The following is a 20,566-nucleotide window of genomic DNA, read 5'->3' on the forward strand; positions in this document are numbered from 1 at the left end:
GATTGTTTATAGGAGGATTTAATTGTCTATGGAAGAACATTTGCGTTCATTAACGACTGAATTACGTAACGAAAAGACGCTGAATATCGACAGTGTAAATACGATGGAAATCATTTCTGCAATCAATAAAGAAGATTTTAAAGTGGCAGCAGCGGTTCAGGAGGTTTTGCCAGAGGTTGAAACGGTAGTTGAATGGGCTTGCGAATCGTTAAAAAAAGGAGGGAGACTCATATACATCGGGGCAGGCACGAGCGGAAGACTCGGTGTGCTGGATGCCGTGGAATGTCCCCCGACTTTCAGCACACCACCTGATAGGGTGCTGGGAATAATCGCAGGAGGGGAAAAGGCGTTTGTTCGGGCTGTTGAAGGAGCAGAGGATAAGGAAGAGTTTGGGGAATGTGATCTGATTGACGTCGCTCTTACAGCAAATGATACGGTTATTGGCATCGCGGCAAGCGGCCGCACACCTTATGTGAGGGGCGCTTTACGCTATGCAAAAAAAGTTGGGGCTAAAGCGGTGGCTTTATCATGCAATAAGAACGCGAGCATCACGAAAGAAGCTGATATAGGGATTGAAGTGGTGGTCGGACCGGAAGTGTTAACAGGATCGACGAGAATGAAAGCGGCAACCGCACATAAAATGGTACTCAATATGATTTCAACTGCAACCATGATTCGGTTGGGAAAAGTCTATGAAAATCTGATGGTTGATGTAAATGTCAGTAATCAAAAACTGAAGGACCGTGCAATAAGCATCATAGAAACTGTAACGAATGCTGACTATGATCAAGCTTTGAATACGCTTGAAAAGGCAGATAATCAAGTTAAACCAGCGATTGTCATGATAAAAACGGCAACAGATTATGAAAAAGCAATGGAGTTACTGGAAAATGCGGATGGGGATGTCAGAAAAGCCATCTCTATCTATGAAGATTAGGAGGGAAGCAATGGCTACAGGAGGATTATCCATCATACAGACGATGTTGAGCAAGTTGCCGCAATCTGAACAAAAACTAGCAGAATATATTCTAAAGAATCCTCATGAAGTTGTGAACAGCACTGTACAGGAATTAAGCACGTCTGCCCAATCAAGCGGGGCTGCAGTTATTAGATTGTGTAAGTCGCTTGGCATAAAAGGATTTCAAGATCTGAAAATAAGGATTGCTGGAGATTTGATGAAGACCGTTGAACAGGGTTACCGGGATATCGAGCCTTCCGAATCACTGTATCGGATTGTGGAGAAAACAACGAGTAATTCAATTCAGACCATCCGGGACACATCTGAAATAATCGATCATGATAATCTAAAACATGCCATAACGCTGATGCTGAATGCAAAAACCGTCCACTTTTGCGGTGTGGGTGCTTCGAATATCGTTGCTGCTGACGCTCAGCAAAAATTACTTCGTATCAATAAAGGAGCGACGGCTTTTACAGATATGCATTTAGTTGCAACCCTGATTGCAAATGCTGATGAGAATGACATCGTTTTTGCCATTTCATTCTCAGGGGAAACACCTGAAGTTGTCAATATATTGAAGCTGGCAAAAGAACGTGGGGTCAAGACAATCGGGCTGACTCATTATGGCCAAACAACGGTATCTTCTTTGTGTGATGCCACATTGTTTACGTCCTATTCGAATGAAGCACCATTTCGAAGTGCAGCGACATCCTCACGATTGGCGCAATTATATATGATTGACATTTTATTTTTGGGGATGGCTTCAGAGCAGTATGAAGAAACTGTCCAATATATTGATAACACCAGGTCTGCCATTAAATCGATGACAGATCGATATAAATGATTAATCCGAGATTTGACAAAGGGGGCTTATGAATGGGTAAGGGGGATAAGTACGCCAGTTTAGCCGAAGAGTTATTGGGGAAATTAGGTGGGGCTTCTAATGTTGCCGATGCTGCACATTGTATGACCAGACTAAGGGTACTGCCAATCGATCGTTCGAAAGTAAAAATGGAAGATATAAAAAATACGGAAGGGGTTTTTGGCGTCATTGAAGAGGAAACGATACAAATCGTCCTCGGGCCAGGCGTGGTGAACAAGGTTCATACAGAATTTGAAAAGCTTCTGGAGGAAGCTTCTGGAGATTTGAACTTAAAAGAAGTGGCCTCGAAGAATAAATCAGAGATCGATAGGAAAAACGCAAAACCGTTTAAACTTTTTTTACGCAGGATTGCAAGTATTTTCATCCCTTTAATTCCCGCCTTAGTGGCATCAGGTTTGATCACCGGTATTACAAAGGCAATCGTTCAAGCGGGCTGGCTTGCAGCAGAATCACAATTAGCCATCATTTTAACCGTTATCGGATCCGGCCTGTTTGCCTACTTGGGGATTTTGGTCGGGACCAATGCTGCAAAAGAATACGGTGGATCTCCAGCACTTGGTGCCCTTGCAGGTATCTTGGTCATAAACCCGGCCGTCGGCGACATTTCATTGTTCGGTGAAAATTTGCTTCCTGGCCGCGGTGGGTTAATAGGAGTACTCTTTGCAGCTATTTTCATAGCCTTGGTGGAAAAACAGGTCAGGAAATTCATTCCCCAATCACTGGATATCATTTTGACGCCAACCATCGCTTTACTCATTACCGGGATCGTCACTTACATTGTATTTATGCCGGTAGGAGGGTTTTTATCGGATGCCATTACGACAGGGTTATTGAATGTTTTGGATTTCGGCGGTGTTATAGCTGGATTCGTGCTTGGGGCGGCCTTCCTCCCTCTCGTCATTACTGGTTTACATCAAGGTTTAACGCCTGTCCATCTGGAATTGATAAATTCGATTGGTGATGATCCACTTCTTCCCATTTTGGCGATGGGTGGCGCGGGCCAAGTGGGAGCGGCATTTGCCATCTATATGAAAACGAAGAAAGCAAGTTTGAAGAGAGCTATCGGAGGGGGGCTTCCTTCAGGGATGCTAGGTATCGGTGAACCCCTTATATTTGGAGTGACCCTGCCATTGGGCCGGCCCTTCTTAACTGCATGTTTAGGTGCAGGAGTAGGCGGAGCATTCCAAGCTCAATTCGGAATCGCAACGTCGTCCATCGGTGTTTCCGGACTGCCGCTTACCTTTTTAGTTCATCCAAACCAAATCGCCCTGTTCCTTGCTGGATTGTTCATTTCCTATATAGCAGGATTTATTTTTACGTATCTGTTCGGATTTAAAGATGAAATGGCGGTTGAATTTAAGTGATCGGAATTTCTTTTTATCTACAGGACCCCCATGCAGAAACACAAATCATACATGCTGCTGACCTTGGAGTGAAGAGAGCATTTACTTCGCTCCATATTCCTGAAGAAAAGGGGGACCTCCTGAAGAGGATGATCAGGCTTTTAAAGCTTGCTGAGGCCTATGGGATGGAAATCCATGCAGATGTCTCATTAAACACGCTCGATCATTTGGGGATTAGCAAATTTAAGGATTTATGGCCATTAGGTATTAAGGGGATTCGCCTTGATGATGGGTTTGATAAAGAAACGGTCATATCCTTATCTAAGGTGTTTTCACTCTCACTGAATGCAAGTACGTTGAATGAAGATGAACTTTTAGCGGTGCTTGGGGGCGGTGTGGAACCGGAAAGTCTGATAGCTTGGCACAACTTTTATCCAAGGCCTGAAACGGGACTTGAAGAAGAGTTCTTTCATGAACAAAATCGAATGTTCAAGAAATACGGCATACCGATCTTTGCTTTCATCCCGGGTGCAGGAAGTAAACGCGGTCCTCTTCATGAGGGTCTTCCAACGCTTGAAAAACACAGGTTGATGAATCCTTACGCCGCCGGAATTGAGCTGATTCAGCATGTGGAAGGAGTTTACGTTGGAGATCAAGGAACGGAGAATGACCTGCTTGAGAATCTGACTGCATATAAAAATCTAAATATTCTAACTGTTAGAGCGGAATCCCGACTTTTGCAAAGCGGTCAGTATAAATTAAGGCCTGATGTTTCTCAAGATGTATTCCGGATGCAGAATACCCGGGTCACCGCAAATGTTGAGCCGTTTAATACAGTTGCACGAAGCCTTGGATCCATAACGATGGACAATGATGGTTATGGAAGATATCGGGGAGAGGTTCAAATTTGCAAGAGAGACCTGGGGGCAAACCACCGAGTCAACGTTATTGGAAGAGTTATAGAAGAAGATATTCCCTTGCTGGCCCTTCTAAAGCCTGGTCAAACGATAAAACTTATAATTGTGTGACCATTGAGCTCCATGAATCAATTATACAGGGTTAACCGGATACATTTCATGAAGGCTTGTTAAAAGAGGCGGCTGCTGGGATTCCCAATGCTGCCTTGATTTCTTTATAGGATCTATATAGTTCATTTCCATTCGTTTTTACCCTTCATAGGGTTATATGGAATTTGCTGCTAACAGAACTGAAAAGTATACAAGGGAGGAAGCCTAAATGATAAAAAGGATATGTGCCCCAGCCGGAATCGCATTATTCTTGGTTTTATCCATTATGGGAGGGAATGAGACAGCAAAAGGATCTGAAAAAACGGAATCGGATATTCAGGAAGTCGTAGAAAACATGACAGTCGATGAAAAAGTCGGTCAAATGCTCATGCCGGATTTTCGTAATTGGCAAAAACAAGGAGAGGTGAAGGCGACGGGGTTTATTGAAATGAACTCAGAAGTTGCAAGCATCATCAAAAAATATCATCTAGGCGGTGTGATTCTGTTTGCTGAAAATGTAGTCGATACTGAACAAACGGTTCGGCTCACAGATGGTTTGCAGATGGCAAGCCAGGACCTACCGCTGTTCATAACGATTGATCAGGAAGGGGGAATCGTAACTCGACTTCAAACTGGTACGAACCTTCCTGGTAATATGGCACTTGGTGCAGCCAGAAAAGAAAGTTACGCTTATCAATCTGGAGAAATCATTGGCAAGGAACTGTCGTCACTTGGCATAAATGTCAATTTCGGGCCTTCTGTCGATGTCAATAATAATCCTGGAAATCCTGTTATTGGCGTTCGTTCCTTCAGTTCTGATCCGGAACTTGTATCAAAGCTTGGCATTCAGACGATAAAAGGATTGCAAAATCAGAACATGATAGCAACTACCAAGCATTTCCCTGGTCACGGAGATACAGCAGTCGATAGTCATTATGGTCTCCCCCTTGTTTCTCATGATAAAGAACGCTTGCGCTCCATCGAGTTGGTTCCTTTCCAAAGGGCCGTCGATGCTGGAGTTGATATGATGATGACTGCACATGTTCAATTTCCTGCATTCGATGACACTACGTATATCAGTAAAAAAGATGGTCAAGAAATCATGGTTCCTGCAACGTTATCACATAAGGTCATCACGGGTCTACTACGTGAAGAAATGGGTTTTGGCGGTGTTGTGGTTACAGATGCTTTAAATATGAAAGCCATCGCGGACAACTTCGGACAGGAAGAAGCTGTTATCCTTGCCCTGAAGTCTGGAGTTGATATTGCATTGATGCCGGCACAGGTTAATTCGCTTCAAATGGAAAAGAATCTAACTTCTGTATTCAATGCAGTGAAGGCAGCAGTGGCAAGCGGGGAAATTCCCCTAGGGCAAGTCAATCAATCTGTAACGAGGATACTGGAACTGAAAGTGAAAAGAGGGATATTAAACCCTGATAATACCCCGATAGATAAAAAAGTCGAAACCGCACTTCAAGTGGTAGGGAATGAAGATCATTTGAAAAAAGAAAGGAAAATGGCGGAAGATGCCATCACTCTATTGAAAAATGAAAACAAAACATTGCCTTTCAAACCTAAGAAAAATGATAAAGTTTTAATTCTTGCTCCTTTTGATGACCAAGTTGAATCCATGTCCAGGAGCATCAGCGAATTAGCTGATAAAAAGAAAATAAAGAAAGTCCAGATAACGGGTATGAGTTTTTCAGGAAAGTCATTTACAGATCAAGTGGCCAGACTCATTGATGAATCGGACTTTGTCATAACTGGTTCCTATATCGTCAAAAACGATCCGGCTGTCAATGATGGAGTGATAGATGATAGCATTCAGGATTCGTCGAAGTGGGCAACCGCCTTCCCTAGGGCGGTCATGAATCATGCTAAGAAGAAAGATAAAGAATTTGTTTTAATGAGTTTAAGAAACCCTTATGATGTTGCAAACTTTGAAGAAGCGAAAGCGGTTCTTGCTGTTTACGGGTTCAAGGGTTATTCGAATGGGCGTTATAGACAACCGAATATCCCGGCCGGCATCTCGACCATTTTTGGAAAATCAAAACCTAAAGGCACGTTGCCGGTAGATATACCATCAGTAACTAAGCCCAATGAAAGCCTTTATGAATTTGGATATGGATTAGATATTAAATCTGGAAGACCCATTAAAAAATAGGGAGAGAAGCAATTTGAAAAGAATGATAATCCTATTTACCATGTGCCTGTTGACTATCGGCATCGTTTCCTCAAAAAGTGTAACAGCTGTTAAAGAGAAGAAAAAACAAAAGGTCAGTCCCGGTATTGAAGTTCTTTTAGAAGAAGAAAAGAACGTTTTAAGCGGAAAGAAAGTCGGCTTGATTACGAATCCAACTGGCATCGATTCTAAACTAACCAGCATCGTCGATCTCCTTAATGATGATCCGGATATTAATTTGACAGCGTTATTTGGTCCTGAACATGGAGTGCGTGGGGATGCACAAGCTGGTGCAAGCGTTGAATATTATATTGATGAAAAAACAGGGTTGCCCGTATATAGCTTATATGGCAAAACGAAAAAACCGACGCCTGAAATGTTAAAGGATGTCGAGGTCCTTGTTTTTGATATCCAGGATGTCGGAACACGCTATTACACTTATATTTACACGATGGCATATGCAATGGAAGCAGCCAAAGAAAATGATATCCCCTTTATCGTGCTGGACCGGCCGAACCCACAGGGCGGGGAGTCGGTAGATGGGCCGGTACTTGAACCTGAATTCTCATCGTTTGTCGGTTTGTACCCAATACCGCTAAAGCATGGGATGACAGTTGGGGAACTCGCGACTTTGTTCAATAAAGAATTTAATATTGGTGCAGATCTAAAGGTCATCAAGATGAAAGGCTGGAAGCGAGATATGGACTATGATGATACTGGTCTCCCTTTTGTCTTGCCGTCACCGAATATGCCCGCAGTTTCCACTACTTTCGTATATCCGGCTACAGGCTTGATCGAGGGAACGAATGTCTCGGAAGGCAGAGGAACGACTAAACCATTCGAGTTGATTGGTGCTCCTTATATAAACAGTGATGAGCTTGCTGGGAAATTAAATGCATTAAGGTTACCTGGCGTAAAATTCAGGGCAGCCTCCTTTACACCTACATTTTCAAAGCATGCAGGTAAACTCAGCCACGGTGTGGAAATTTATATAACGGATAGGGAGGAATTCAAGGCTGTACCTACTGGACTTCACATCATCAAGACCATTCAGGATCTATATCCTGGTGATTTCGAATTCCTTGCAGCCAACAATTTCAATTTATTGATTGGCAATGGCTGGGTAATGTCAAGAATTGAAGATGGTTCATCAGTAAATGAAATCATGAAAGAATATCAAGTAAAGCAAGATGCTTTTAAAAAGGTTCGCAAAAATTACTTGCTCTATAAATAAGTGAAAAAAGAAAAGTCCGGTTGGACTTTTCTTTTCAGTTTGTAGACAAAAGGGGTTCGGAATTTAAAAAATTCCGAGAAATGAGGTACTTTATCATGGAAACCATAGCCTAAGAACCAACGGTAAGCCATATTTGTTTCAACTTCTTCAATCATTTTACGCATGGAACGAATACCGAAGGTATATTGAATGAATGTCAGTTTAACTAAGATAACTGGATCAATACTTGGGCGTCCTACCTCTGAATACATATCTATCACCAAGTCATAAATGAAAGTGAAGTCAATGGAAGCCTCCATTTTACGAACCAAATGATTCGCCGGCACCAGTTGATCTAAAGTAATTATTTCAAGTTGATCTCGCTGATTAGAATTATGTTTCGAAAGCATCTTCATCACCACAAGTTTTAATAGTTCTATTTTAAAACAAAAAAGACTGTAGGCAAAAAGGAGTTCTATCTGAAATTTTAAACATAGTTGATTGGAACGGAAGGTGCGAGACTCCTGCGGGAATAGCGAGTCCAAGGGAGACCCCACAGGCGCAAGTGCGCCGAGGAGGCTCCCGGACCGCCCGCGGAAAGCGAGTGCCTGAAGTGGAAATCAACGTCAAAATTTGTACAAGCCCAAAAAAACTGTAGACAAACTCGATTTTCATCGAGTTTGTCTACAGTCTGAAAAGAAAAGTCCGGTTGGACTTTTCTTTTTTTTATGATTTTTCGAAGGAGGAGTAAATCGCTAAGACTTTATTCCTGAAAATAGCCAAATTTATAAATGAAATGAAGTTCTAAAATGGAAGGAACCGTTGTCTAATAGAATATGGGGTTTGCCCTAAATCAGTAATTGTCAGGAGGAAAGCGGAATGAAAAAATATCTTCAAAAAATAGGGCGTTCCTTGATGCTGCCAGTAGCCGTCTTGCCGGCAGCCGCCATTTTAATGGGGATCGGTTACTGGATAGACCCAGCAGGATGGGGAGCGGGAAGTCCGTTAGCGGCTTTCTTAATAAAAGCAGGTTCTTCGATCATTGACAATATGGCCATCTTGTTTGCCGTTGGAGTGGCGTTGGGGATGTCGAAAGGAAAAGATGGAGCCGCCGCTTTGAGCGGGCTGGTAGCCTATCTAGTCGTAACGACTTTACTTTCCACGGACTCGGTGGCGATGCTGCAAGGAATTGATGCAAAAGATGTAAATCCAGCATTTGTGAAAATAGAAAATGCATATGTCGGAATCCTCTCGGGTCTTATAGCGGCAGCAATGTATAATCGGTTCAGTAAGGTAGAACTGCCGGATGCATTCGCTTTCTTTAGCGGTAAACGCCTAGTCCCGATCCTTACTGCGGTGGCCATGTTACTGGTTTCTCTTATATTATTCTTCGTATGGCCACTCATCTACTCCTGGTTAGTTATATTTGGGGAAGGAATAAGTGAATTAGGTGCTGCTGGAGCAGGACTCTATGGATTCTTCAATCGGCTTTTGATACCGACAGGTTTACATCATGCGTTAAACTCCGTATTCTGGTTCGATGTAATAGGACTTAACGATATCGGTAAATTCTGGGCTGGAACAGGAATAAAAGGAACGACAGGCATGTATCAAGCCGGATTCTTTCCCGTCATGATGTTCGGTTTACCGGCAGCGGCTCTTGCCATGTACCATTCGGCAAAATCACGGAAGAAAAAACAAGTGGCCTCATTAATGCTCGCAGCCGGATTCGCTTCATTTTTCACAGGCGTCACTGAACCGTTGGAATTTGCTTTCATGTTTGTTGCACCAGCCCTATTTGTTGTGCATGCCTTACTAACAGGAATATCGTTGGCTATTGCTGCGACTTTCCAATGGACAGCTGGGTTCGGTTTTAGTGCAGGATTCATTGACTTTGTATTAAGTTCAAGATTGCCAATGGCAAATGAACCTTATATGCTGCTTCTTCAAGGGCTGGTTTTTGCTGTCATCTACTATTTCTTATTCCGATTCTTGATAACAAGGTTCAATTTAATGACTCCCGGCAGAGAAGATGATACAGAAGATGAGCTTGATGGAGGAGGAGCGATTGCGGAAGCAGACAACCGTCAAGGCGGGAATAATGAGAGTAAATTCTTTGTAATGGCCTCCGCCATTTATGAGGGATTAGGCGGAGACGCTAACGTAACATCTGTAGATAACTGCGTTACCCGATTAAGGGTAGAGGTGGAGAATATGGGAGCTGTCGATCAGAATAAAATCAAATCAACAGGGGTTGCCGGAATCAATATTGTGGGTCCCCAAAGCATTCAAGTCATCGTAGGGACACAGGTACAATTCATAGCTGATGAAATCGAAAAGATCAGGCGGCAATAGAAATGGTTAAACTGCATTTTGCCTTTTAATTAAAAAATCTACGATCTGAATTATATTTTCTGATCGTAGATTTTTATGATAAAGTACCGTTATAAAACGCGAAAAAGTCTTATCTTTATAAACTATGCTCTTAAAATAGAATAAAACGAATCAATGTTCTATAATATATAAAGGTATTGAATGAAGGATTTGCCATGGAGTATAGAGAATTAGTGTAAAGAAGCTTGTCTGATAATCGTTGGTGGTCAGGGTTTCATCGGTGATGAAGGCTGTATACATATACGTCAATCTAATAACACTATTCATATAATGTACTAAGTTTTGAGCAAGGATTTTCTTTTGCATTTTTAATACAGGGGAGGTTCCGGTCATGTATAAGCAAAAAACCAAAGAAACTGACAGTAGTGTCATTGAGTTCATTGAAAATGTCGATAATCCAAAAAAGCGTGAAGATGCATATGAATTGTTGGATATTTTTACCGAAACGACAGGTTATGAGGCTAAGATGTGGGGACCGAGCATAATTGGGTTCGGTACTTATCATTATAAATATGAATCAGGTCACGAAGGCGATGCTCCTCTGGTAGGTTTCTCGCCTCGAAAAGCAAAAATCAGTTTATATTTTGCTCCAGGGGACAAAAAAAGGGAAGAATTATTACAGGCATTTGGAAAACACACTTCCGGAAAAGCGTGTGTGTACATCAATAAAGTGGCAGATATCGATATTAATGTATTGAAAGAGTTGATTAATCAGTCTGTCAAGTTTTTGAGAGATACATACCCGGATAATGAAATATAATAAAATGTATGTTTAAGAGGAACAAGAAAGCGAGTGGGAACAAATGGGGAAAATTAAAGTGGGCATAGTTGGGTACGGATTGTCAGGAGCTACTTTTCATGCGCCATTACTTAGTGTTTTAGGGCAGTTTCAAATAGCGAAAGTTGTCAGCTCCAATAAGGAAAAAGTCCAAAAAGATTTGAAAGATGTAGAAGTGGTAAGCAGCTTGGAGGAAGTCCTTGAAGACCCGTCCATTGATTTGGCTGTTATTACGACACCGAGTGGCTTGCATTATGAAATGGCCAAGCAAAGCTTGTTGGCCGGGAAGCATGTCATCCTCGAAAAGCCGATGGTAGTGGAAGTTTGGGAGGCGGAGGAGCTCATCAAGATTGCAGAAGAAAAGAATCTCTTATTAAGCGTCTATCATAACCGGAGATGGGATAATGACTTTTTGACCGTCAAAAAACTTATGGATGATGGAGTGCTTGGGGAAATCAATACATACCAAGTCCATTATGATCGATACCGGCCTGTGGTCAGGGATAGATGGAGGGAAAAACCGGGCCCGGGATCAGGAATGCTTTATGATTTAGGATCACATCTCATCGATCAAGCACTGCATTTGTTTGGATTGCCGCAATTCGTTTGGGCAGATGTATTTTCCCAAAAAGAAAATGCAGAAACGGATGATTATTTCCATGTGATATTAGGATATGAAAAGCTGAGGGTTATCTTGCATTCAGGCTCTATCGTTCCGTATAATGGACCGCGCTATCAGGTGCATGGAAGTAAAGGGTCATTTATCAAGTACGGTCTTGACTGCCAAGAGGAGGCACTGGCTAAGGGGAAAAAACCGGTGGATGACACTTGGGGTGCAGATGATCCCGAATTCTATGGTAAGCTGGTTACGGTTGAAGGAGAAAATGAGATACATGAAACCATTGAAACACTGAATGGTTCTTATTTAACATATTACCAGGCAATTGCCGATAGTATATTGAGCGGAAAAAAAGCTCCAGTCACTGCCCAAGAGGGGTTATCAGTCATTAAAATCATTGATGCGGCTTTTGAAAGCAGTAAAGGAAAGAAAGCCATTTATATTAAATGAAATTCCCTTTATAACAATATGAAATGAGAAAACTGAATGATAAGCGGCCTTATTTTCAAAAATAAGGCCGCTTTTTATTTGTCAAAAATAAAAAGCTTCAGCTTAATGAAAAAATGGAGCAAATACTCGTGAACTCGAATGTTATGCAAAATTATGAGCAGTTTCCACATGAAATGGGAGTGAATATCCGAGAGTTGGAAGCGTTACTCGTTATTAAACTGTTTTGGAGGGTTTCGATTACAAGAAGTATGGATATAAAAATCATAACGAAACCCCCGAGTAGCGGCCGCTATTCGGGGGTTTCGTTAATGTATCCAATTTGAAATGCCTTTTAAGCTCTAAGATAATGCCTTTGCATGAAGAGATCGCTTTTGCCAAGCCATAGTAATCATTAAAGTAATGAATAAGAGGATCAGGCCCAACATGAACGGATAGGTAATGTGGACATCATACATCATTCCGGCAAGTGTAGGTCCGAGCACATTTCCGATGCTCATATACGCATTATTCATACCCATTGCAAAGCCTTGCTCATTCCCTGCCATCTTGGAAATCAGTGTGTTAAGAACTGGACGTAAGATGGAAGTGGAAAGGAAGATGATAAGTGATATTAAAAAGAAAATCAGGTAACTTGAAGCAAAAAGTGATAGGAGGAAACCGATGGCTGCAACACTGATAAAGATATTCAGCACATTCACTTCCCCGAAACGCTGTACGATCCGGTCGACGACAAATAATTGAACAATTACACTGACGATACCGGTCGCTGTAACCATGACGGCGATGTCCTTTGGACTTGAATTGAATTGATTATCAAGATAAAGACCAATTACAGATTCATACGCCATTAAGCCAAAGCTCATTACAAGAGTAATGATGAGTGGAATGAAATAGGGCTTTTTCACGGATAAAGCAATCTTCCGAACCATCGTTTCAGTTTTTGCATCCATGGATTGAGTAACCTGTGCCGTTTCGCTTTCTTTTAAAACAAAAATCGAAAATACCACTGCTGATAGGGATACCAGCGCAGAAATCAAAAAGGGAAACTTCAAGCCAAAGTCAGCTAAAAAACCTCCAATTCCTGGACCGACTACAATTCCCAGGGACATGGCGGCAGATACTAAACTATTGCCTTTAGCGCGTTGATCGAATGTGGTGATATCGGCTACATAAGCAAAAATTGCGGGTATAAGCAAAGCTGCCCCGATTCCGCCAATGATCCGTGAAGCATATAATAACCAAATGGAATTGACTGCATAAAAAATAAACATGGATAATGTCAAACCGACCAATCCATAAATAATCATTTTTCTGCGCCCAAATTGGTCAGTCCATTTTCCGGCAATTGGCGAAAAGATAAGTTGTGCACCTGCGAAAATGGCAATCATTAGACCAGCGGCGGTTCCGCCTTGATTAATGGATGCCAGGTATGCTGGTAAAATGGGAATGATGATACCGAAACTTCCTATTGCTATAAACATATTGATCATGAGGATAATGATCTTTTTGCGTTGTTCTGCTGACATGGATAGCCTCTCTCTCTCTTTAAAAATCAATAACCAATTTAATTCGCATGGTTAATTTTTTGATACGTTAATTATGTTATAGTTTTAGATAGATAGTGTCAATAAGAAAGGATTGTCAAACATGCATTCAAGTGAATTGTATAATTTACATCTAGAGATCAGGGAACTTAGCAGCCTATCACAGGAATTGGCGGAACCGATATTGGTTGTATATGATTTAACTTCTGTACAGTATCGCGCATTGCAATTAATAGTCTTGAATGAATCCATAGCTGTTAAAGATGTTTCCAATTATTTGAAAATTAAACCAGCAGCAGGAACTGCACTAATTGATCGGCTGGAACGGAAGAAGTTGATTGAGAGGGTACACAGTGAGGATGATCGGCGGGTCGTTTTTATCCAAACCACCGAAAGTGGAAGGAATACCTATCATTCCATCAATAAGTGTTTTACCAAAATCTTTCGTGATTTTTATAGCGTCCTAAATGAAGAGGAAACGGAACAGCTCAAACAAATTGTTGGGAAACTTAACGAACATCTGTCGTCATGCATAGAGAATAAAAGATAGTCTTCCTGACGTGTACAGTTTCCATGAGTTTGTCTACAGTCTGAATTAGAGTTAGTTTTTCTTTAAAATATTTCCGGATAATTAGAGTAGGTTCTTACAGTATTGGTTATTTGTAACAAATCGTAAAAAAATAAAAGGCGGGAGGAAAACAATCTGTTTTCCTCCCGCTTTTTTATGAATAGCACGAAAAAATGAAAAAAACTAATGAGATCATATTATATGAAGAAACTAAGAAACACATAGAAAAATAAGCGTTGATCTTATAAAAATTCTGTAAATTTAATTTAAACATTATAACGTTATATTGATTAGTTCGACAAAATATGATAATCTATTTTTGTAAAGAGAAATGTAATGAATTCTTACACAATTCAGTGTAATCGTATACAAAGTACTTGCAATCGATAGGATGTACTGAAAAGGATGAGGGAAATGACAGATACGTTAGTTCTGAAGAATGTAAAGATGTTAGAGGGAAAAGCAGCGGATATCATACTGGAAAATGGGATGATTAAAGAAATCGCACTAGCAGGAACTGCAACTGGAGATAAGGTAATAGATTATGATCAAAAAGTTTTTGTTTCGAGCGGATGGATTGATATGCATGTACATGCTTTCCCGGAATTCGATCCTTATGGTGATGAGGTTGATGAGATTGGATATAAAACTGGCGTGACTACGGTCATTGATGCGGGAAGCACGGGTGCAGATAGGATAACTGATCTGGTTAAAAGTTGTGAAAATTCCAAAACGAATGTTTTCGCCTTTCTGAATATTTCGCGGATTGGATTGAAAAGGATTGATGAGTTATCGGATATTTCATGGCTGGACGAAGGAGAATTAATGAAGGCATTTTCCAAGTACGGGGATTTTGTCGTTGGACTTAAAGCTAGAATAAGTAAAAGTGTGGTTGGTCCAAATGGTGTCGAGCCATTAAAAATAGCTAGGAAGTTCTCGGCTGAAACTGGTTTACCATTAATGGTTCATATCGGTTCAGGGCCGCCTGATATTAAGGAAGTCCTTGAATTACTTAAGGAAAAGGACATTATTACTCATTTTTTAAATGGTAAAGCGAATAATTTATTTGATGAAAGAGAAGAGCCGCTGCCTGAGTTGAGTAAGGCGATTGAACGTGGTGTTCATTTGGATGTAGGCCATGGAACGGCAAGCTTTTCTTTTAAAACTGCAGAAATGGCGAAAAAGCGGGGAATCGGCTTCAATACGATCAGTACGGATATATATCGGAAAAACAGAGAGAATGGGCCAGTTTTTAATATGGCAAATGTGCTTACAAAATTTTTGTACCTCGGTTATCCATTAAAAGAAGTAATAGATGCCGTAACGGTCAATGCAGCAGCTTGGTTGAATAAACCAGAGCTTGGCAGGATTTCAGCTGGGGATATTGCGAACTTGACCTTATTCTCGATCGAGAATGAGCCAACCCTTTTATTGGATTCCGAAGGAGAAAAAAGGATGGCAGAAAAAAGAGTTGTTGTAAAAGGAGTGGTTATAAATGGAGAATTCATTGAATGCTAAGTACGGTTTGAAAAGAGTCATCAACGCAAGCGGAAGAATGAGCATATTGGGGGTCTCTGCCCCAACTGACACAGTGATGGACGCAATGAAAAAGGGTGGGCAAAATTATGTGGAAATTTCTGATTTAGTCGATAAGTCAGGCCAGCATATAGCGAATATGCTTCATTCTGAAGCTGCGGTGGTCGTAAATTCAGCATCAAGCGGAATTGCGCTTTCAGTAGCGGCGATCGTTACTGAAGGAAACAGAAGGAAAAGCGAAAGGCTTCATCAAGATCTTATTCAAAAGAATGAAATCATCATGCTGAAAGGCCATAACGTTCAGTATGGTGCACCGGTTGAAACCATGATTTTCCTTGGCGGCGGAAAATTGGTTGAAGTTGGGTATGCAAATGAAGGGAAAGCAGAACATATTGCGGATGCCATAAATGAAAATACTTCAGCTATTTTATATGTGAAATCGCATCATGCTGTACAGAAAAATATGATATCGGTCGAAGAAGCATGGGAAGTGGCCAAAACGAATAATATCCCTCTGATTGTCGATGCAGCAGCAGAGGAGGATTTGGAAAAATACGTACAATTCTCCGACCTGGCGATTTATAGTGGATCGAAAGCCATTGAAGGACCCACATCCGGTATCGTTGCTGGCAGAAAAAAATATATCGAATGGGTAAAGGTTCAATTGCACTGTATCGGAAGGAGCATGAAGGTTGGAAAGGAAACGACCTTTGGGCTGCTTCAGGCATTGGATGAGTATTTTGTCAAGAACGATAATAGCGAAAAAGAAAGAGCCAGTTTACAAGTTCTCACATCACTTGACTCCATTGATGGCGTAAAAGTAACGATAGTTCAGGATGAAGCCGGCCGTGCCATATATAGAGCCCGTATTTCCATTGATCCCTTGATAACGGAAACGACGGCGAAAGAAGTGAACGAGCAGCTCAGAAATGGGGATATCGCCATTTATACACGAGATTATGGGATACGGCAAGGCTTTTTCGATATAGATCCGCGTCCATTGCAAGGTGATGATATAAATGTCATTGAAGCACAATTAAGAACCATATTAGGAGGAAAATAAAGATGACAAACATAAACAAACGGTTATTGAATGATCGTGTAGCCTTAAATGTACTTGCAAATAGTGTAGAAAATGCTGTGGAAGTCTTTGAAGCGGCTGAAGGACATGTATTGGTTGGTGTACTCTCAAAGGATTATCCAACTGCGGAAGCTGGTGTTACAGCAATGAAAGAATACGGGGAAGCCATTGATGAGGCCGTTTCAATAGGATTGGGCGCGGGCGATAATAGACAGGCAGCAGTTGTCGCAGAAATAGCAAAATACTATCCAGGCAGTCATATTAATCAAGTTTTTCCGGCTGTTGGTGCTACAAGGGCCAATTTAGGTGATAAGGATAGCTGGATAAATTCACTTGTTTCTCCAACTGGAAAAGTCGGTTATGTGAATATCTCCACTGGTCCAGTAAGTGCAGGTGCAAGTGAAACTGCCATTGTGCCTATCAAAGCTGCCATTGCGCTCGTTCGCGATATGGGAGGAAATGCTTTGAAATACTTTCCGATGAAAGGACTTAAGCATGAAGATGAATATCGTGCTGTGGCAAAAGCTTGTGGTGAAGAGGGATTTGCTTTGGAACCAACAGGTGGAATCGATTTAAATAATTTCGAAACCATATTAGAAATCGCATTAGAAGCAAAAGTGCCTAAAGTCATTCCCCATGTATATTCTTCCATCATCGATGAAGAAACTGGTAAAACGAATGGAGAGGATGTACGGAACCTATTGGCCATAACAAAAAAATTGGTTGAAAAATATGCCTAAAAGGATTGTGGGATTCGGGGAAGTAATGATGCGTTTACAGGTACCAGGGCATGAACTGCTATCACAGGCTAACACTCTGCAATACTCCTTTTCAGGCACGGGAGTAAATGTGGCTTCTGCGATGACAAAACTAGGACATGATGGGTATCTTGTGACAATGTTACCGGATAACCCCCTTGGGGATTCAGCGATTTCAGCTTTGCAGCGCTTAGGAATTGGCAGGAACTATATCTCTAGAGGCGGCAAATACATGGGGATGTACTTTTTGGAAAATGGATTTGGCCAGAGGGCGAGCCGTGTCACATATTCCAATCGACTGGAAAGCAGTTTTAATACAGCCTCCTTATCCGATTATGATATGGATAAGATTTCGGAAAGTACGGATATCATCCATTTTTGCGGAATCACGCTTGCAATGGCGGAAAATGTACGGGAAAGCATGAAAGTGCTGGCTAGAAAGGTCAAAGAAAAGGGCGGTACAGTCTGTTTCGACTGCAATTACCGACCTTCCTTATGGGAGGGAGGTTACGCTGACGCAAAGCCTCATTATGAAGAAATGCTTTCTTTGGCTGATATCGTCATGATGAATGAAAAAGACGCCCTGTATATTTTAGGAATGAAGTCAGAAGGCTCCACAAGGGAAGAACAGCTTGTTGAGTTGATCCCTGAAGTGGCCAAGAGATTCAAAATTCAATCGATAGCGGGGACACATCGTTCGATCAACAGTGATAATAGCCATACGTTGAGGGGGTATATATACAAAGAAGAAACATTTTACTTTTCCGATATCCTATCATTTTCCGTATATGATAGAATAGGTTCAGGCGATGCTTACACCAGCGGAATCTTACATGGCGAATTGCTAGGATATTCCCCTGAAAAGACAGTTCGGTTTGCAGCTGTATCAGGAATGCTGGCATGTACTGTCGTTGGAGATACCCCTTTGGCAACCGAAAAGGAGATACTCTCCGCAATGGAAGGTAAAATGGAAGATATTAAGAGATAAAGGCAGGAGATTAGGAATGAATGTGAACAGAAAAAATGGACCGATGTATTTACAGATAAAAGAAATATTAAAGGATCGTATTTTACATGGGGTTTATGCCATCGACACAAACATTCCCTCTGAGCCACTTTTGGAAGAAGAATTTAACGTAAGTAAGGTCACTGTCCGTAATGCAATCAAAGAACTCGTGCAAGAGGGGTATGTTGAAAAGAAAAGCGGCAAAGGCACCAGAGTCATAGCTAATGGTTCGATTGTCAAACTTTCCAAAGGAAAACGTTTTACAGAGCTGTTGGTGGAGGAAGGGCACTCCATTATAAAAAAGGTGTTAAACATAAGTCATGTTGACCTTTCTTCAGACACCAAGCTGCATTCTTTATTTGGTGACCATTGCATAAGTATCGAACGGATATATTTATTGGACAATGAACCTTATATTTACTTTACACATTATATTTCACTTGATTTAAACCAAGAAGAGATAAAAGAGGTCCAAATCAATTCTTTGTACCGCTTTTTGGAAGATCAAAACGTCAAACTTGAAACATTCAGAGATGAGTTTGCCGTTGCTATCGCTCCGGATCACATTTGCGAAACACTGAAAATCGAGAACAATAGTCCAGTACTAAAGAGGATTCGGATTTCCAGTGATGGGGACGGAAATGTTACGGAATACAGTGAAGGATATTACAACACGGCTAAACAGAACTACATTGTGACATATAACGAGCCGGTACAATAATCCCATTTATTGTATTAGTTTAAATGTAAGCGATTTCTTGGGAATGGGGAGAACATATGGATCTATATTTATTAGGAATCACGCTGATAGCAATTGTAATAGTTATTTTGGGTGTATCATGGTGGAAATGGCATGCGTTCATCAGCTTGACTGTAGCCAGTTTATTTTTAGCGATTTTTTCCGGACTGCCTATGGACAAGATTGTTGGAGCTTATGAAACGGGTGTCGGAGCGGTCCTTGGTCACCTTATTGGAATATTGGCCTTAGGGACCATCTTGGGAAAGATGATGTCCGACTCTGGAGCCGGTATGCAGGTTGCTGACTTTTTCATTAATAAATTCGGCGTGAAAAACCTGCCATGGGCCATGCTTTTATCTGGTTTCATCATCGGCATTCCGGTATTTTTCGAGGTTGGATTAGTAATATTGCTTCCTTTGGTCATATCCATTCGGAAATCAACCAAAGTGAACATCTTGTTAATTGGTATTCCAGTACTTGCTGGTTTATCGATCGTACATGGGCTGGTGCCTCCACATCCAGGAGCCATGACAGCTATTGGAATCTATAATGCTAACATGGGGCAGGTACTTCTGTACTCATTGATCATCGCATTCCCGACTGCTGTAATTGCGGGACCTCTGTTCGCAAAATGGATTCACAAACGGGTTATTCCTATCGGAGAACCGGAATTGATCCGGGTGGAAACAAAGTCAAGTGGATTACCGGGCACTGGAGTTTCGTTCTTCATCATCCTTTTGCCAGTATTGTTGATGGTTTTAACTGTAGTGGCGCCTTATTTGCCGATACCGGGTTCAATTGAAAAATTCTTATTGTTTATTGGAAGTCCAGTGATCGCCCTATTAATCTCCTGTTTTGCAGCCTACTATTTCTTGGGCTACAGACAGGGAATGGACAAACCACTAATTAAAAAGTTGACGGAAGAATGCTTATTGCCATTAGCTTCCATAATTCTTATTATCGGTGCTGGCGGAGGGTTCAAGCAAATTTTAATTGATAGTGGAGTAGGGACTGCAATCGCTTCCATGTCTGAGGAAATTTCTTTGTCCCCGATCGTTCTTGCATTCCTTGTGGCCGGATTGATTCGGATTGCCACAGGTTCTGCAACCGTCGCTTTGACAACGGCAGCAGGGATCGTTTCACCGGTCGTTGCCAATATGACGGGTGTTAATCTAGAATTGCTAGTTATTGCCACGGGAGCAGGCTCACTTATGTTCTCCCATGTTAATGACGCCGGTTTCTGGTTAGTAAAAGAATACATGGGATTAACCGTTAAAGAAACTTTCAAAACATGGACAGTGATGGAAACATTACTTTCCTTCGTGGCATTCGGTTTGGTTTTAATTTTCGATATATTCATTTAATTAAAGAAAATTTCCGCAATGCCTGATTAAGTAACATTTACCTCCGTGAACTGTCTTGGGGTGACAGATCACGGAGGCTTTTATTTATTTATGAACATACTGGGGAGGGAGAAAATGGCCGGCTTTACTTTTAAAAATAG

At 41.4% G+C, this 20,566-nt stretch carries 18 protein-coding genes and 1 pseudogene; 17 read left to right on the plus strand and 2 right to left on the minus strand.

All coding sequences use genetic code 11. From position 1 onward, the window contains the following. Positions 1–28 precede the first annotated feature (28 nt). The 6 genes from murQ (at position 29) to ACIQYG_RS19855 (ending at position 7,610) form a co-directional block, all read left to right on the plus strand. Positions 29–937: an N-acetylmuramic acid 6-phosphate etherase gene (gene murQ / locus ACIQYG_RS19830; RefSeq protein ID WP_402841631.1), complete on the plus strand. Its 909-nt coding sequence runs from the start codon at positions 29–31 to the stop codon at positions 935–937. A 10-nt stretch (positions 938–947) separates the two neighbouring features. Next, positions 948–1,805, plus strand: a complete 858-nt coding sequence (locus ACIQYG_RS19835; RefSeq protein ID WP_402841395.1) for a MurR/RpiR family transcriptional regulator — start codon at positions 948–950, stop codon at positions 1,803–1,805. Between the two features lie 32 nt (positions 1,806–1,837). Then, on the plus strand, positions 1,838–3,208 hold the full coding sequence (locus ACIQYG_RS19840; protein WP_402841399.1) for a PTS transporter subunit EIIC: 1,371 nt from the start codon (positions 1,838–1,840) through the stop codon (positions 3,206–3,208). Further along, complete coding sequence (locus ACIQYG_RS19845; protein ID WP_402841401.1) at positions 3,205–4,215, plus strand: MupG family TIM beta-alpha barrel fold protein; 1,011 nt, start codon at positions 3,205–3,207, stop codon at positions 4,213–4,215. Before ACIQYG_RS19840 ends, ACIQYG_RS19845 begins: the two co-directional genes overlap by 4 nt. A gap of 208 nt (positions 4,216–4,423) precedes the next feature. After that, complete coding sequence (locus ACIQYG_RS19850) at positions 4,424–6,358, plus strand: glycoside hydrolase family 3 protein (protein WP_402841404.1); 1,935 nt, start codon at positions 4,424–4,426, stop codon at positions 6,356–6,358. A 13-nt stretch (positions 6,359–6,371) separates the two neighbouring features. Beyond that, complete coding sequence (locus ACIQYG_RS19855; protein ID WP_402841407.1) at positions 6,372–7,610, plus strand: exo-beta-N-acetylmuramidase NamZ family protein; 1,239 nt, start codon at positions 6,372–6,374, stop codon at positions 7,608–7,610. 62 nt (positions 7,611–7,672) lie between these two features. Here ACIQYG_RS19855 and ACIQYG_RS19860 read toward each other — a convergent pair. After that, positions 7,673–7,999, minus strand: a pseudogene (locus tag ACIQYG_RS19860) (transposase); the annotation flags it as partial. A 469-nt stretch (positions 8,000–8,468) separates the two neighbouring features. Here ACIQYG_RS19860 and nagE point away from each other — a divergent pair. The 4 genes from nagE (at position 8,469) to ACIQYG_RS19880 (ending at position 12,153) form a co-directional block, all read left to right on the plus strand. Beyond that, a complete protein-coding gene (nagE, locus tag ACIQYG_RS19865; protein ID WP_402841410.1) occupies positions 8,469–9,944 on the plus strand; it encodes an N-acetylglucosamine-specific PTS transporter subunit IIBC in 1,476 nt (491 codons plus the stop codon). 370 nt (positions 9,945–10,314) lie between these two features. Continuing rightward, positions 10,315–10,743 (plus strand): DUF1801 domain-containing protein, encoded by a 429-nt coding sequence (locus ACIQYG_RS19870; protein ID WP_402841413.1) that lies wholly within the window; start codon positions 10,315–10,317, stop codon positions 10,741–10,743. A 43-nt stretch (positions 10,744–10,786) separates the two neighbouring features. Further along, the gene (locus tag ACIQYG_RS19875) at positions 10,787–11,830 is read left to right on the plus strand and encodes an oxidoreductase (RefSeq protein WP_402841415.1); all 1,044 of its coding nucleotides are present in this window, start codon (positions 10,787–10,789) and stop codon (positions 11,828–11,830) included. Positions 11,831–11,958: 128 nt separating this feature from the next. Beyond that, positions 11,959–12,153 carry a hypothetical protein gene (locus ACIQYG_RS19880; protein ID WP_402841418.1) on the plus strand — a complete coding sequence of 65 codons (195 nt, stop codon included), beginning with the start codon at positions 11,959–11,961 and terminating at the stop codon, positions 12,151–12,153. Between the two features lie 15 nt (positions 12,154–12,168). Here the strand turns inward: ACIQYG_RS19880 and ACIQYG_RS19885 are convergent, their stop codons facing one another. After that, entirely contained in the window at positions 12,169–13,356 is a 1,188-nt protein-coding gene (locus ACIQYG_RS19885; RefSeq protein ID WP_402841420.1) for an MFS transporter, read from the minus strand. A gap of 121 nt (positions 13,357–13,477) precedes the next feature. Between ACIQYG_RS19885 and ACIQYG_RS19890 the strand changes: the two genes are divergently transcribed. From ACIQYG_RS19890 to ACIQYG_RS19920, 7 genes are all read left to right on the plus strand, one after another. Beyond that, complete coding sequence (locus tag ACIQYG_RS19890; RefSeq protein WP_402841423.1) at positions 13,478–13,924, plus strand: MarR family winged helix-turn-helix transcriptional regulator; 447 nt, start codon at positions 13,478–13,480, stop codon at positions 13,922–13,924. 432 nt (positions 13,925–14,356) lie between these two features. Then, positions 14,357–15,460 (plus strand): amidohydrolase/deacetylase family metallohydrolase, encoded by a 1,104-nt coding sequence (locus tag ACIQYG_RS19895; RefSeq protein ID WP_402841425.1) that lies wholly within the window; start codon positions 14,357–14,359, stop codon positions 15,458–15,460. Beyond that, positions 15,438–16,541: a DgaE family pyridoxal phosphate-dependent ammonia lyase gene (locus tag ACIQYG_RS19900; RefSeq protein ID WP_402841427.1), complete on the plus strand. Its 1,104-nt coding sequence runs from the start codon at positions 15,438–15,440 to the stop codon at positions 16,539–16,541. The genes ACIQYG_RS19895 and ACIQYG_RS19900 overlap by 23 nt, the downstream gene beginning before the upstream one ends. Before the next feature lie 2 nt (positions 16,542–16,543). Continuing rightward, positions 16,544–17,299 (plus strand): 2-dehydro-3-deoxy-phosphogluconate aldolase, encoded by a 756-nt coding sequence (dagF, locus tag ACIQYG_RS19905; RefSeq protein ID WP_402841430.1) that lies wholly within the window; start codon positions 16,544–16,546, stop codon positions 17,297–17,299. Beyond that, positions 17,292–18,305: a sugar kinase gene (locus ACIQYG_RS19910; RefSeq protein ID WP_402841432.1), complete on the plus strand. Its 1,014-nt coding sequence runs from the start codon at positions 17,292–17,294 to the stop codon at positions 18,303–18,305. Before dagF ends, ACIQYG_RS19910 begins: the two co-directional genes overlap by 8 nt. Positions 18,306–18,321: 16 nt before the next feature. After that, positions 18,322–19,044 (plus strand): GntR family transcriptional regulator, encoded by a 723-nt coding sequence (locus ACIQYG_RS19915; RefSeq protein ID WP_402841435.1) that lies wholly within the window; start codon positions 18,322–18,324, stop codon positions 19,042–19,044. A 56-nt stretch (positions 19,045–19,100) separates the two neighbouring features. Next, entirely contained in the window at positions 19,101–20,426 is a 1,326-nt protein-coding gene (locus ACIQYG_RS19920; protein WP_402841438.1) for a GntT/GntP/DsdX family permease, read from the plus strand. Positions 20,427–20,566: the final 140 nt, after the last annotated feature.

Origin of the sequence: Peribacillus sp. NPDC096622 (assembly GCF_044762665.1) — a bacterium.
Classification (GTDB): Bacteria; Bacillota; Bacilli; order Bacillales; family DSM-1321; genus Peribacillus; species Peribacillus frigoritolerans_B.

Bases quoted from the DNA above. Each gene is read 5' to 3' on its own strand.
- ACIQYG_RS19885 (WP_402841420.1), bottom strand. From the start codon at position 13,356: ATGTCAGCAGAACAACGCAAAAAGATCATTATCCTCATGATCAATATG.
- ACIQYG_RS19890 (WP_402841423.1), top strand. From the start codon at position 13,478: ATGCATTCAAGTGAATTGTATAATTTACATCTAGAGATCAGGGAACTT.
- ACIQYG_RS19910 (WP_402841432.1), top strand. From the start codon at position 17,292: ATGCCTAAAAGGATTGTGGGATTCGGGGAAGTAATGATGCGTTTACAG.
- ACIQYG_RS19895 (WP_402841425.1), top strand. From the start codon at position 14,357: ATGACAGATACGTTAGTTCTGAAGAATGTAAAGATGTTAGAGGGAAAA.
- ACIQYG_RS19835 (WP_402841395.1), top strand. From the start codon at position 948: ATGGCTACAGGAGGATTATCCATCATACAGACGATGTTGAGCAAGTTG.
- ACIQYG_RS19920 (WP_402841438.1), top strand. From the start codon at position 19,101: ATGGATCTATATTTATTAGGAATCACGCTGATAGCAATTGTAATAGTT.
- ACIQYG_RS19875 (WP_402841415.1), top strand. From the start codon at position 10,787: ATGGGGAAAATTAAAGTGGGCATAGTTGGGTACGGATTGTCAGGAGCT.
- ACIQYG_RS19915 (WP_402841435.1), top strand. From the start codon at position 18,322: ATGAATGTGAACAGAAAAAATGGACCGATGTATTTACAGATAAAAGAA.
- murQ (WP_402841631.1), top strand. From the start codon at position 29: ATGGAAGAACATTTGCGTTCATTAACGACTGAATTACGTAACGAAAAG.
- nagE (WP_402841410.1), top strand. From the start codon at position 8,469: ATGAAAAAATATCTTCAAAAAATAGGGCGTTCCTTGATGCTGCCAGTA.
- ACIQYG_RS19870 (WP_402841413.1), top strand. From the start codon at position 10,315: ATGTATAAGCAAAAAACCAAAGAAACTGACAGTAGTGTCATTGAGTTC.
- ACIQYG_RS19900 (WP_402841427.1), top strand. From the start codon at position 15,438: ATGGAGAATTCATTGAATGCTAAGTACGGTTTGAAAAGAGTCATCAAC.
- ACIQYG_RS19850 (WP_402841404.1), top strand. From the start codon at position 4,424: ATGATAAAAAGGATATGTGCCCCAGCCGGAATCGCATTATTCTTGGTT.
- ACIQYG_RS19840 (WP_402841399.1), top strand. From the start codon at position 1,838: ATGGGTAAGGGGGATAAGTACGCCAGTTTAGCCGAAGAGTTATTGGGG.
- dagF (WP_402841430.1), top strand. From the start codon at position 16,544: ATGACAAACATAAACAAACGGTTATTGAATGATCGTGTAGCCTTAAAT.